General features: G+C 54.4%; 9 protein-coding genes. 5 read left to right on the top strand and 4 right to left on the bottom strand.

The window, feature by feature from the left end; translation table 11 throughout:
* Window positions 1–88: 88 nt before the first annotated feature.
* Window positions 89–1,057 carry a Gfo/Idh/MocA family protein gene (locus DQG13_RS05235; protein ID WP_113018693.1) on the bottom strand — a complete coding sequence of 323 codons (969 nt, stop codon included), beginning with the start codon at window positions 1,055–1,057 and terminating at the stop codon, window positions 89–91.
* A 196-nt stretch (window positions 1,058–1,253) separates the two neighbouring features.
* Between DQG13_RS05235 and DQG13_RS05230 the strand changes: the two genes are divergently transcribed.
* Window positions 1,254–2,210: an alpha-E domain-containing protein gene (locus DQG13_RS05230; protein WP_113018692.1), complete on the top strand. Its 957-nt coding sequence runs from the start codon at window positions 1,254–1,256 to the stop codon at window positions 2,208–2,210.
* 148 nt (window positions 2,211–2,358) lie between these two features.
* Here the strand turns inward: DQG13_RS05230 and DQG13_RS05225 are convergent, their stop codons facing one another.
* Together DQG13_RS05225 and DQG13_RS05220 are read right to left on the bottom strand one after the other, a co-directional pair.
* Window positions 2,359–2,700, bottom strand: a complete 342-nt coding sequence (locus tag DQG13_RS05225; RefSeq protein ID WP_258525469.1) for a hypothetical protein — start codon at window positions 2,698–2,700, stop codon at window positions 2,359–2,361.
* Between the two features lie 110 nt (window positions 2,701–2,810).
* Window positions 2,811–3,731, bottom strand: coding sequence for a helix-turn-helix transcriptional regulator (locus tag DQG13_RS05220; RefSeq protein ID WP_113018690.1), 921 nt, complete (start codon window positions 3,729–3,731; stop codon window positions 2,811–2,813).
* 284 nt (window positions 3,732–4,015) lie between these two features.
* On the opposite strand from DQG13_RS05220, the gene rhaA reads away from it, so the two are divergent.
* On the top strand, window positions 4,016–5,254 hold the full coding sequence (rhaA, locus tag DQG13_RS05215) for an L-rhamnose isomerase (protein ID WP_113018689.1): 1,239 nt from the start codon (window positions 4,016–4,018) through the stop codon (window positions 5,252–5,254).
* Window positions 5,255–5,498: 244 nt separating this feature from the next.
* Here rhaA and DQG13_RS05210 read toward each other — a convergent pair whose 3' ends face one another.
* A complete protein-coding gene (locus DQG13_RS05210; protein WP_113018688.1) occupies window positions 5,499–5,954 on the bottom strand; it encodes a hypothetical protein in 456 nt (151 codons plus the stop codon).
* Window positions 5,955–6,270: 316 nt separating this feature from the next.
* Between DQG13_RS05210 and DQG13_RS05205 the strand changes: the two genes are divergently transcribed.
* From DQG13_RS05205 to DQG13_RS05195, 3 genes are all read left to right on the top strand, one after another.
* Window positions 6,271–7,392 (top strand): SurA N-terminal domain-containing protein, encoded by a 1,122-nt coding sequence (locus tag DQG13_RS05205; protein WP_113018687.1) that lies wholly within the window; start codon window positions 6,271–6,273, stop codon window positions 7,390–7,392.
* Window positions 7,393–7,479: 87 nt separating this feature from the next.
* Window positions 7,480–11,838 carry a discoidin domain-containing protein gene (locus tag DQG13_RS05200; protein WP_113018686.1) on the top strand — a complete coding sequence of 1,453 codons (4,359 nt, stop codon included), beginning with the start codon at window positions 7,480–7,482 and terminating at the stop codon, window positions 11,836–11,838.
* A 19-nt stretch (window positions 11,839–11,857) separates the two neighbouring features.
* On the top strand, window positions 11,858–12,883 hold the full coding sequence (locus DQG13_RS05195) for an S-layer homology domain-containing protein (protein ID WP_181592587.1): 1,026 nt from the start codon (window positions 11,858–11,860) through the stop codon (window positions 12,881–12,883).
* Window positions 12,884–13,035: the final 152 nt, after the last annotated feature.

Genomic DNA, 13,035 nt, shown 5'->3' with positions numbered 1-13,035 from the left:
TGTAAAAAAAGCTGCCGGCGATCTCCTATGGCCCCAGGCGGGCCTTTTCAAGAGATTAACGGCAGCTTTTTGCGTTACAGCGGCAAGCCTACAATCTGACAGGCAGCCCGCTTTTGGCGGATTGGACGGCGGCGATGGCAGTCTGTTGGGATCTCCAGGCATCCTCATAGGAGGACAATATCCCGGAGGCATCTCCGGTGCGGAGGGCATGGATGAAGGCGGCGGTTTCCGCGTGGTAGGGATCGCCAAGGTTCTGGTATTCGGTGATTTGCCCTTTGCGGATTTCCCTCAAGCCCTTGCCGTTAAGCTCCAGCACCCCCTCATTGGTGTAAATATGCAGCCCTGTAGTATGGCTTACCGGCAGCAGGCAGGTGTTGGAGATATTGGCGACCGCGCCGCTGGCCAGCTTCAGAGTGACGGTGCCCACATCCGGCACGGTAACGCCCTCCTCCGTCAGATGTTTATGCCGCTGGGCAAACGAAGCGTACACCTCCGTCGCCTCGCCCAGGGTATACCGGAGCAAGTCCACAATATGGGTGGTCTGCTCCACAAATTGTCCCCCCGAGCCGCTTTCCATCCGCCACCAATATACGCCGGGCATGCCCCCCATCCAATAACCCAAGGCCATCCCGACGGTTTGCTCCTCGAGAAGCTGCCGCACCCGTGCAGCTCCTTCGGTATAGCGGAAGTGGTAGCCTACGGAGGTGAGAAGACCGTTGGCCTTTACGGCCTCCAGAATGTCCGTGGGCGTCTCCAGATTGGCGGCAAGGGGCTTCTCTACAAAAAAGGGAATCCCGCGCTCCGCCAAGGCCAGCTCAATCCTGCCGTGGGCGAAAGGGGGGACGCATATGTATGCGGCATCCAGCTTGACGGACTCCAGCATTTGCTCCGCCGCGGCGAAGGGAGCGGCATCCGGGAATTTGGCGGCAAAACGTTCCGCCTTCTCCAAAGACGAGCCGCATACGGCGCTGACAGTAACATCCTCCATGGCGTTAAGCAAGGCGGCATGCTTTTCGGCAAACCAGCCGGTTCCAAACAATCCGATTCGTAGAGTCATAATTTCCCTCCTGCAATCTATTCGTAAGCGCTTGCCTGTCCTTACTCTGATCATTATATCACAACCGTTCCGAGGCTGTTAGGGAGTCCTTGACTTGTTTTGTTGACTCATGTCACATAGATTGACATCAAAAAAACCGGGCGCTATGATGAGTATTGCAATCATTCCAAGCATTGGGAGTGGGAGGGGGAAGCTGATGCTCAACCGGAATGCGGAAGCGCTCTTCTGGATCGGACGCTATATGGAACGGGCGGAAAACCATGCCCGCATGATTGATGTTCACTACCATCTGCAGCACAGCCTTGATCTGAAGGACAAGGAGCATAAGTGGGCCCGAATTATCCGTTCCCTTGGGGCGGAGGACGAGTACAGCCGGCAGTTTGACCAATACAGCGAGTTGGATGTCCTCTCATTCGTCACACTGGACCGGGGATATGAAAACTCGCTGTTTTCTTGCATCAGCAAGGCCCGCGGCAATCTCAAGACCATGCGCGAGGCGCTGCCCAGCGAGCTGTGGGAGACGCTAAATGGCTTTTATCTGGCGCTCTCCGAGAAGAAACCCGGGGATTTGCAGATGGAGACTCCCAATCTGTTCTTCCGCTATATCCGGGAGAAGGTGGAAACCTTCCAGGGGATTGAGCATTCCGTTATGCTCCGGGAGGCGGAATGGCACTTCATCGAAAGCGGGCGCATGCTGGAACGGGCGGAGAATACCATCCGCATCCTGAGATCTGTGGTGACGGCCATTAACGAGGATCGGGCGCTGCCGTACACCTATTTGCTGGCTGCGCTGAAATCGGTGGGGGGCTACCAGGCCTTCCGCAAATTTTATGCCGACAGCATGGCCATTGAACCCATTCTGGAATTTCTCCTCACCCATACCACCTTTCCCCGGTCCTTCTATTATTCCTTTACCAAGCTGGAGGAGCATCTGCAGGGCATCCGGCAATCGGGGCAGCCTGTGTCGGCAGGACAGGAAAAGGCCATCCGTCAGGCGGGGAAGGTCAGGGCGGAGCTGGGCTGTATGACCCGGGAGGATTTTGCTTTGGAGCAGATTGAACTGCTGATCTATTTCCTCACCGATGCCTGCATGACCTTGGGCAAATTAATGGCGAACACCTTCTTCCGGATGGAGGAGGCTTCGGCATCTTAATCCGCAGATCACCGGCATGCGCACTGCTCCATATCCGTGCAAAAAAGCCCTCTTCCGTTCATGGCAGCCTTCGGCTTTCCGATGAAACGGAGCAGGGCTTTCTTTTGCAGGGTGGGGGGTCAGCGTATTCGGACCCGGTTATGCAGCCTTAGTGGACGACCGTTTGTTTGCGTTGGGATAGGCGCTCTTGAAGGGTTTGCTTTTTCCAGAGGGGCACACTGACGATCTTGGAGCCGGTGGTATGGTCCAGGAACCGGATATGATCCTTCTCAACGGAGGAAATCTTGTCGACATTGACATAGCAGTTGGAGGAAATACGCACAAACATGGAATCGCGGATCAGCAGCTTCAGCTGGTCCTCGGACAGAGACTTCTTGATGTTGTAATTCCTGCCGTGGAAGCTGATCATGCCGCCGTTGCCGACCTTGAAGAAGTAGGTGTCACGGTTGGGTTCAAAATCCTCATAAATATCTTTGAACGTTTGTTCCACGATCATCATCCCCCTCTTTAGAATCGGTAAATTTGTTAGCGCTTTCATTATAGCACAAACAAATTCCCCTGAAAACACTCTTTTTGTGAAAAAGTACAAATTTCTTTGGTTCAATTGCCAATTGGCCCGTTTTGCTTGCGGAAATCGCTGGGTGTGCAATGGGTAAAACGCTTAAATAGGCGGCTGAAATAATACGGATCGCTGAAGCCGACGGACTCGGCAATCCGGTTTACGGGCAGCTCGCTATTGACGAGCAGGTACTGGGCCCGCTGGATGCGGAGCTGGTGGATGTAGGTAAAGATGGACATGCCCGAATATTTCTTGAAAATATGGCAAAGGTATTCATATTTCCGGTTGAGCTGGCTTTCAATAAATGCCCGGTCCGGCTCGGTATTGTAGCTTTCATTCAGCAGATTGACCAGCTGCCGGTAGGCCAGGAAAGCGGCGGGAACGGCGGTCTGGAGATTCTCCTTGGAAAGCAGGTCTTCGGCAATCAGGTGGAAAATCTGGCCCAGCAAGAGGGAGGAACGGTAGCGGAAATACCCCTGGGGATGCTCCATCTCCCCGTGCAGCTTCTCAAACAGGTTCAACAGCTCATAACGGCGGACCGGCTGGAAGCGCCGCGGCAGCAGCAGATGCTCCGCCTCCTCGTCCTGGCCGGTACGGAGCTCCTGGCGGCTTTTGTCCAGCCAGCCTTCGGGCTCCGCCAAGGGCATCTCCGGTTTGCCGGGGGTAAGGCCGGGCGTGGCGAAGAACTGCACCCAGAAGAAGCCCGCATGCTCATGGGTCAGCCGCCAGGCGGTGTGGCGCTCCCAGGGAGTGAGGAGGTAGCATTCGCCGGAAACCAGCTCCAGGTTGGCATCCTCGGACTTCAGGTAGATGGGGCCTTCGGTCACCATCAGGATTTCGTAATAGGGGTTGGAATGCTCATAGCTGGCCAGCGGCGCATTGCCTTGATGGTAGCCTGTCCACTTCACATCCAGGCGGCACAGCCGGGACATCCGGAACCAGATGTCGGGAGGATTCTGCATGATTTTATCTCCTATCCCTGTATAGAATTAATCAAGAAGCTTAATATTGTCTATTCAAAATTACAGTCAGTGTGTGATTCCATTGTAACCGATGGTTTCCGAATGGACAATAATGCTTTCAAAGCTGGAGAATGTTAAGATTGCCGGGATTGATTCTCTAAACATCCGCCATTCATTCCGGTTGAGGGAGCTGATATAGTAGGAGAGTAGGAAGAAAGCGTTTTATCACGATGCATATTTTCTGGTGAAATACCAGTCTATTGTAAAATGGAGGAGTGGCGATTATGAATTTTGAAGAGGCCAAAAAGCTGTATGCCAAACATGGCATCAATGTGGATGAGGTGCTGGAGTCCCTGTCCAAGGTGAAAATCTCCCTGCACTGCTGGCAGGGCGACGATGTGCGCGGCTTCCTGAACCGCGACCAGGAGCTGACCGGCGGCATTTCCGTAACCGGCAACTATCCCGGCGCTGCCCGCACTGCCGAAGAGCTCCGTCAAGACCTGGACAAGGCGCTTTCCATGATCCCCGGCACCCACAAGGTGAACCTGCACGCCATCTATGCGGACACGGAAGAGAAGGTAACCTGGGACAAGCTGGAGCCCAAGCATTACACTCCCTGGGTGAAATGGGCCAAGGAAAAAGGTCTGGGCCTGGATTTCAACCCCACCTGCTTCTCCCATGATCTGTCCGCCGACGGCTTTACCCTGAGCCATGCCGATCCGGAAATCCGCAAGTTCTGGGTGGAACACTGCAAGGCTTCCCGCAAAATCGGCGCATACTTCGGCCAGGAGCTGGGCCAGCCCTGCGTGACCAACGTATGGATTCCCGACGGCTTCAAGGACATCCCGGTAGACCGTCTGGCTCCGCGGGTGCGTCTGAAGGAGTCTCTTGACGAGATTTTTGCCGAGGAGCTGAACCCGGCCCATAACCTGGACGCCGTGGAAAGCAAAGTATTCGGCCTGGGTTCCGAAGCTTATGTTGTCGGCTCCCATGAGTTCTACATGGGCTACGCCGTGCAAAAGGAAAAGCTGCTCTGTCTGGATGCCGGCCACTTCCATCCGACAGAAGTAATCTCCAACAAGCTGTCCTCCGTTTCCATGTTCACTCCCGGCATCCTGCTCCACGTGAGCCGTCCCATCCGTTGGGACAGCGACCACGTAGTCATCATGGACGACGAACTGATGGATATCGCCCGCGAACTGGAGCGCCACAACCTGTATAGCACCACCCACATCGGCCTGGACTTCTTCGATGCCAGCATCAACCGGATCGCCGCCTGGGTCATCGGCGCCCGCAACACCATCAAGGCCATCCTCCGCGCCAAGCTGGAGCCGGTGGAGCTTCTGAAGAAGGTGGAGTTGGAGAAGGATTACACCACCCGTCTTGCCCTGGTGGAGGAATTCAAGTCCTACCCCTTCGGCGCCATCTGGGATCACTACTGCGAGAAGATGGGCGTACCGGTCCGCGAGGAATGGCTGGAGCAAGTGAAGACCTACGAGAAAGACGTTTTGCTGAAGCGCTAAACGAAGCAATTGCTGGATTGACGGCTTCCCCGGTTTGGGGGGCCGTTTTTTGCTTTAGCCGGATTGGACAGAGGGGACGAGGATGGGGGGGAGGATGGGGAACAAAAGCTTCTGTTCACGTAAGGTGTAGATATTGAGTTCAGTTTCCGCCATGCAGGCGCACAAAAAAAGTTGGACGGAAAACATGACGTTTTTCCGCCCAACTTTTTATTTGGGGGCTTATTGGACAGCCCTTTAAATTCTATTAAAAAATTGTCGGGCTTAAGAAGTATAATGCATTGGGGTCGAATCCGGAATTAACTGATTTTAAAACACCAAAATTATATCTTGTATTAGCTTCAACAGTAAATGATACCCATTCGTTATTGTTACCAGGATTTAGGTCCGTCACACTAACAAATTCAGCATCATTCTTAGTTACAATAAATATGTAATGATAATTATTAGGATTTGTTAAGTGTAATGTCATTGTCCGACCGCCATCGTTTGGTCCGGTCTGAATATAATACCAGTCTTTATCAGATGCGCTATTTATCTTCCCCATTGCAATATCACCATATTGCATTTGTTGTGCGACATAATACTCATCATTATAACCTGTATCAACGATTGTTGCTGCGAAAGCTGCTTGTGAAGTAAAAACTAATGAACCAAAAATGATACCAGTAGCCACAATTTTTTTAGCAGTACTTTTAATCATTTCCATTCCTCCTAGATTTTATCTTATAACATCCTAAATTCTACTATTTTATCCTCCTGAATTCCAATTAAAATAATTTATTGGTACTCTGTAACATCTCAATTTTCTGCAGACCCCCATCACGGATAAGCAACTCCTCTCTATCGTCCTCTACAATCCTTCCTTCCCTTTGTATGATATGCACATTCGCTAGGAGTTCAACGAGAAGGTCATGAAACTACCGAATGAAGTCATCGCTGTCACTTAACGGAAGGATATAAAGCGGTTACAATTTGAGGCAGGCAAGACCTTTTGCAAATGAACGGGGGCGAAGCCAATGGGGCGACACGCGGGAAAAGCGGCAAAGGCAGGAAAGGCGGTGTTGGCGGCGGTTTTGGGCGCTGCTGTTCTGTTGACGGGAGCCTTGGTCTTCGCTGCAGGAAAAGAACAGCGACCCGGCAGCATTCAGGTAGCCCGGGTGAACGGAGACAGTGTCTCTGCGGCCGAACTGAAATATTTTGCCGGGCTGCGCAGAGCGTCTGTCATTGATGAATTCAGCAGAAAGTACGGCGTTGAATTCGGTGAAGGCTTTTGGATTCGGCAGGTTCAGGGTCAGACGCCGCTGGAGCTGCTTCGCAAGCAGGCGCTCACTGACGTGGTTCGCCTGAAGGTGGTGCTGCAGCTTGCCAGGCGAGAGGGTGTGATTCAGGACACCTCCTTTGCTGCAGTGGAAGAGGAGATGGGCAAGGAGAATGAACGGAGGAAGAAGGCGGTGGCCAACGGTGAGCCGATTTATGGCCCCGTCCGATTCGAAGCAAGCACCTTTGTTCCTTTTTATCAGAGCAAGCTGGCTGTTGTTCTTAAGGAAAAGCTGGCCGCTACAGTGCTTGCGGCAACCGAAGAGCAGCTTAAAGCCCATTATGAAGCCTACAAGAGGAATCTGTTTCCTGTGGAAGACCGTATCCGGTTCGAAAAGGCTGCCGTCAGCTACCGGCTGAACGGCAAGGATTCGGCAGAAACCAAGCAGGCTGCGCAAGCGGCGGCGGCGGAGCTCAGGCGGCGGCTTGCAGAGGGACAATCCGTTGCAGATGCGGCCGTCGGACTGTCTTCTGCTGTACGGGAAGAGGCAGTCGCCTACGTCAAGGAGCTGGTTCTGGACTCGGCAACCGCTTCGCGCATGTTTAAATCCGAGCCCCTTCTGTATGAGGCTCTCCGTTCGGCAGGCCCGGACCAATCGGTTCTGCCTGTGCAAGACGACCGGGCTGCGGGGTGCTATGTGGTGGCCAAGGTCAATGGGCGGGAGGCCGTCGATTACATAAGCTATGAAGAGAGCAGAGATTTGGTAAAGAAGCATTATCTCGATATTGCCTTCGAAGCTTACATCGATGAGCAAACCCGGATAGCGGCGGTGGATTTATTGGATGGATATGACAAGGTGTCCGTTATGGATGGCAAGTAGGTTGCAGCATTTGGTCTTGGAAGCGGTTCCTTAAGATTCGGCAGGAGCCGCCTTTTTAGATAATAGCAGTCAAAAGGAGGAAAATGAATGAAAGGGAAGGGTCTCAGGTTGTTAAGCCTGCTCCTGGCCGCAGTGCTGCTGGTTGCAGGTGTGTTTCCCGGATTGGCGCCGGAGAGGGCCAAGGCTGCGGGTACCGTCTATTATGTGGATTCCGCAAGCGGCAATGACGCCAATGCGGGCACCAGTGAGGGTTCGCCCTGGAAGACGCTGAACAAGATCAACGCAACCACATTTTTGCCCGGTGACACCATTCTGTTCAAAGCCGGCAGCGCTTGGACAGGCACGCTGAATCCCAAGGGTTCGGGTTCGGAAGGGAATCCCATCAGGATTGACAGGTACGGGGACGGTCCCAAACCGCTGATCGCAGGCAAGGGCGCAAGCGCCGCCGTCTATTTCTACAGCCAGGAGCAGTGGGAGGTCCGCAATCTGGAAATCACCAACTATGCCTCCGCACCAGGCCAACGCCGGGGAATCCATGTGGCCGGAAACAGCGGCGGCTGGAACAATCCCAAGGTGTATAAGCATTTTGTCTTTGAAAATCTGGAAATCCACAGCGTGACCGGCTCCCTTGCCAACGATTACGCCCACAATGGCGGGATCATCGTCTGGGATGAAACCTGGAATTATATCGTGACCGATGTAACGATCCGAAATAATAAAATCTACTCCATGGACAGCGTCGGCATCTATCTGAACGGCGGCAGCAAGCCTTTTTCCTTCAGCAACAAGGTACAGGACAACGTTATTTATGACATTGGGGGAGACGGGGCATATATCCTCAATACGAATAATGGGGTCATTGAGCGCAACGTTGTTTATGATACCCACAAACGCAGCACAAGCTATCATGTGCCCCTCTGGGTCTTCGAGTCCAAGGACTCGGTGATCCAATACAATGAAGTCTTCAATACGTATCCCGGCGGCGACGCCATGGCTTACGATTCGGATTACAAGAGCGAAGGCACCATCATCCAATACAACTACAGCCATGACAACGCCGGAGGCATGTCGCTGGCGGTCAACGACGGTACGCAGGCCGGAACCTATAACCGCAATACCGTCATCCGCTATAATATCAGCCAAAATGATCTGGGCGCCGTCTTCAATTACAGCGGCACTCCGGAGAACACTCATGTTTACAATAACACGGTATACATTCCGCCCGGCTCCACAACCAAGGTCGTTGATACCCTGAACTGGGGAGGCTGGGCCAAAAATACGACTTACACCAATAACATCATTGTCAACTTGGGTACGGGCGACTACAATTTTGGATCGAGCACCAATAATGTTTTTGACAACAACCTGTTCTATGGCAATCATCCGCAAAGCGTGCTGAATCTGGACGCCAATAAAATGGTGGCGGACCCCTTGCTGGCTGCTCCGGGAACGGGCCGAATCGGCCGGGATACGCTTGGCGGTTACCAATTGCTGTCGGGATCGCCGGCCATCGGCGCAGGCAAAATCATTGCCAATAACGGCGGAAAGGATTTCTTCGGCAATCCGGTTCCGGCGGACAGCAAGCCCAATATCGGCGCTTATGAGGGCGCGGGACTTCAGCCCGGAGAGCTGCCGCCGGGAGCGGAGGTTAGCAATCTTCTGGCAAACCCCGGCTTCGAAGAAGGAGATTTCACCGGCTGGGGCAATACTTACGGTGAGGCGACGGTAACCGATACCGGAGCCCGCACTGGCACACATGCAGCCACACTGGCAGCGGCTGTTTCGGGTATTGAGCAGACCGTGACGGTCAAGCCCAATACGATCTACAAGCTGTCGGGCTACGCCATCGCCACAGGCGGCGGCTCCGCCGTAATCGGCGTGAAAAATTACGGCGGTACGGCAAAGGATGTTTCCACCGGCTCTGCAGCATATACCGCCAAGGAAGTGACGTTTACCACCGGCAGCTCCAATACCACCGCCATCATCTATATGTACAAACAAGGCGCAGCGGGTACGGTAACCTTCGACGATCTGCTGCTTTATGAATTCGGCCAGGTACAGCCGCCTGCTGTGCCGCCTGCAACAACGGAACCCAGTCCGGGCAAGCAGAATCTGGCGCCGTTGGCAGCCTTGACGGCCAGCTCCAGCCATGCCTCCGGATTATATCCTCCCTCCAAGGCAGTGGACGGCGTCAAAAGTAATCCCGACAGCCGGTGGATCGCCCTGGGCGGTACGAATCCGCCCCATTGGCTGGAGATGGAATGGAGCCAAAGCTATGAGATCGACCGGGTCCGGGTTTGGAGCGGCGCCGGGACAGGTGCTAACGGATGGCAGCTTAGGGACTTCCAGGTTCAATATTGGGACGGAGCCGCTTGGCAAACAGCGGCACAGGTCACCGGCAACACCAAGGACGGTTTGCTGGGACAATTCAACGATTTGACATTCCCGAAGGTGACCGCCAGCAAGCTTCGGATTTATATCACCAAAGGCACCGACAATGGTACGACTACCGACAAGCTGGCCCGTGTATTCGAGATTGAGGTTTGGGAGCATGATCCCAATCCGGCAGTCATTGAGAAAGAGCCGGTTTATGTCTACGCCATTGATGTGCTTCCCAAGGACCGGATCACTGCCATTGATGCAGGCGGCACACTGCAGATGCTGGCTGCGGTCAAGCCCGACAATGCGGAACAGCGGGCTGTCGCCTGGAGTGTAACGGGGACCGACGGTCAGCCGACGGCATTGGCGGCCATTGATTCATCCGGTCTTTTGACAGCGTCCGGACCGGGAAAGATAAAAGTAACAGCGGCCGCTACGGACGGGTCCGGCGTCAAGGGGGATTTTACAATTACAGTTACCCCTCCGCTGCTTGAGACGAATATCGCCCCGCTGGCAGCGGCAACAGCCAGTTCCAGCCACGAAAGCGGCGAGTTCCCGCCTGAGCGGGCGATCAACGGGATCAAGCATGACGCCAAAGACCGTTGGGTCACCGGACCGGAAGGCCCCCACTGGCTCGAGCTGGATTGGACCGCTTCTTACCTGATCGATCACGTCCGGCTGTGGAGCGGCCAAATCGACGGCATGGGCATGCAAATCGCCGATTTCGAGCTTCAAGCTTGGAATGGCAGCAGTTGGGATACGGTGAAGACCGTAACCGGCAATACCAAGGACAATTATTGGGGCGAATACAGCGACTTGAGCTTCGCGCCTGTCCATACGGACCGGTTGCGTCTGTATATTACCAAAGGCAACCCGATCTACGACCAGCGGGCCCGATTATTTGAGATGGAGGTATACGGGCAGCCCTATTCGGAACCAAGTGAAGACCCGATTCCGCCTGAGGTCCGGTTAAGTGGAACGGGTGTGGCTTTTGTGGGAGAGCCCGTCACCACAGCGGTATCTGTTACAGCCAGCACCTACGAATATAATATTATTGATGCCATTATCCAATTTGATCCGGCTGTACTGGAGTATGCCGTTACCCCAAATGTATACGGGGAGCATGGGCTGGACAGCAGCGCTATTGTGCCCGTCCGTTCCGGCCTGCAAGTGCTGGGGACGGCAATCAAACAAACCGAAGGCCTGATCCGTGTCATCCTGTCCTCCACCAACGGATCTTTGTCGGCGGGAGGAGAGCTGTTTCAATTGATGGGGAGAGTCAAAGCGCAGGCTCCTGCCGGACCGGTCACGTTGGCTGTGACAGCCTTTACCGCAGCAGGGCCCGGGAACATTTCCTTTGCCGCCGATACCGCCGGTGTGGTTCAGACTGTAACCGTGGTTACAGCAGACCGGACTCAATTGGGCCAAACCATCGCTTCTGCCCGGAATCTGCATGATTCTGCCGTGGAGGGTACAGCTGCAGGACAATATCCATCGGGGGCAAAGGCAGCCTTGCTTGCTGCAATCGAGACCGCTTCCGCCGTATACCAGCAGCCGACAGCTACCCAGCAGCAGATCAATGATGCGCTGGCTGCACTGAATACTGCCGTAGCCGCCTTCTCCGCCTCGGTGAACGTTGATGCTCCTGCGAATAAGGAAGTGCTGCACAGCGCCGTAACCAAAGCGGAGGAGCTGTATAACAAGGCGGTGACAGGCACCAAGATTGGCCAATATCCGTCGGCGGCCAAAACAGCATTGCTCGATGCCATCAACTCCGCCAAGAATATTCTGAACAGCTCGGCCGGCCAATCCACCGTTGATGCCGCCGTGACTACCCTTAACGGCAAGGTTGAACAATTCAAGGGGCAGCGGATTAGCCTGATCCCCGGCGAGCCGGAAATTACGATTAAAACCTTGTCGTTGATGGCCCAATATTTCGGCGTTCAATCCACAGACAGCAGGTGGAGCGAAATTGAGGCTGCAGACATGCTGGATCAGCAGGAAATTACGATTCAATCGCTGGCGGCCGTTGCCCAATTGATTCTCTCCGAGTGGCTTAACGATTAACGGCAGAGGGATGAAGAATATGATTCAACTTAAGCGGCTGATGCTGGTTTGCGCAAGCTTCCTGTTATGTCTGGCTGTTTGGCCGGGGATATGGGTCTTTGCGGAGGAGGAAAAAGAGCCGTTCGTTCTGGCCGTATCCGGTGGAGAAGAGAACATTACGGTAACCGTTGCGGCGTCGAATGCGGCGGATTTGTATGCATACGATCTGGTTGTGGGTTACGATCCCTTACGGTTGAAATTCACAGGCGCCACCACCGCTTTGCCCGGTTTTACCGTGGAACCGATCCAAAGCCGGGGCAAGGTCCGCTATGCTTATACCCGCACCGGGTCAGTTCCGGGCCATAACGGGAGGCTTGAGCTGGCTTCATTCCAATTCCAGCGGATTCGGGGAGGAGAAGCCTCCGTCCAATTGCTCAATGCCAAGCTGGTGGATTCAACGCTGGTTATGACTGAGCATCAATTGAAGCTGGAGGCAGCCATTCGGATGGACCGGGATCTGAAGCCGCTTGCCGATTTGACCGGCCATTGGGCTCAAGATACGATCCTCGAGGCCGTTGAGCTTGGTTTTGTGTCCGGTTATCCGGACGGAACCTTCAGACCCGACGGGATGATTACCCGCGAGGAATTTACGGTTATGCTGGCGCAGGCGCTGCTGCTGTCCGACGACGGGGACCAGGCTGACGGCTTTGCCGATGAAGCGGATATCGGCAGCTGGGCTGCGCCCTCCGTGCAAAGGGCGGTCAACGCCGGACTTGTGTCCGGTTATGATGACCATACCTTCCGCCCCAATCTGCCTGTCAAGCGCCAGGAGCTTGCCGTGATGCTGGCCCGTGCTTTGGGCGCCGTGGCTGCCGGGAATCCGCAGGCTGTGTCGGCCTATGCCGACAGCGGTCATCTTGAGCCCTGGGCCGTAGCACCGATAGAAGCCGTTGTGGGCGCGGGCATTATGCAGGGGACGGACGGCAATCTTCTGGCGCCTCTGAATTCCGCTACACGCGCTGAGGCAGTTGCCATGGTTTTGCGGTTATTGGCGGCAAAACAATAGAATGGGCCGACGCTGCCGCCTCCGGAACAAAAGTCATTAGATTACGGTAAATGGTCATGTCTCTCTCTTAAACCGGTGGGCTCCTGCGGATACAATAAAGATACCGGATGCGTACGAATCCGTCATTTCCGAAAGAGAGCACACCGAGAGAG

Origin of the sequence: Paenibacillus sp. YN15, assembly GCF_003285005.1 — a bacterium.
Taxonomy (GTDB): domain Bacteria; phylum Bacillota; class Bacilli; order Paenibacillales; family NBRC-103111; genus Paenibacillus_AR.
This window is presented reverse-complemented; position numbering and strand designations above follow the sequence as displayed.

Coding starts and splice junctions, on each gene's coding strand:
- DQG13_RS05235 (WP_113018693.1), bottom strand. CDS start 1,057: ATGACTCTACGAATCGGATTGTTTGGAACCGGCTGGTTTGCCGAAAAG.
- DQG13_RS05230 (WP_113018692.1), top strand. CDS start 1,254: ATGCTCAACCGGAATGCGGAAGCGCTCTTCTGGATCGGACGCTATATG.
- DQG13_RS05220 (WP_113018690.1), bottom strand. CDS start 3,731: ATGCAGAATCCTCCCGACATCTGGTTCCGGATGTCCCGGCTGTGCCGC.
- rhaA (WP_113018689.1), top strand. CDS start 4,016: ATGAATTTTGAAGAGGCCAAAAAGCTGTATGCCAAACATGGCATCAAT.
- DQG13_RS05210 (WP_113018688.1), bottom strand. CDS start 5,954: ATGATTAAAAGTACTGCTAAAAAAATTGTGGCTACTGGTATCATTTTT.
- DQG13_RS05205 (WP_113018687.1), top strand. CDS start 6,271: ATGGGGCGACACGCGGGAAAAGCGGCAAAGGCAGGAAAGGCGGTGTTG.
- DQG13_RS05200 (WP_113018686.1), top strand. CDS start 7,480: ATGAAAGGGAAGGGTCTCAGGTTGTTAAGCCTGCTCCTGGCCGCAGTG.
- DQG13_RS05195 (WP_181592587.1), top strand. CDS start 11,858: ATGATTCAACTTAAGCGGCTGATGCTGGTTTGCGCAAGCTTCCTGTTA.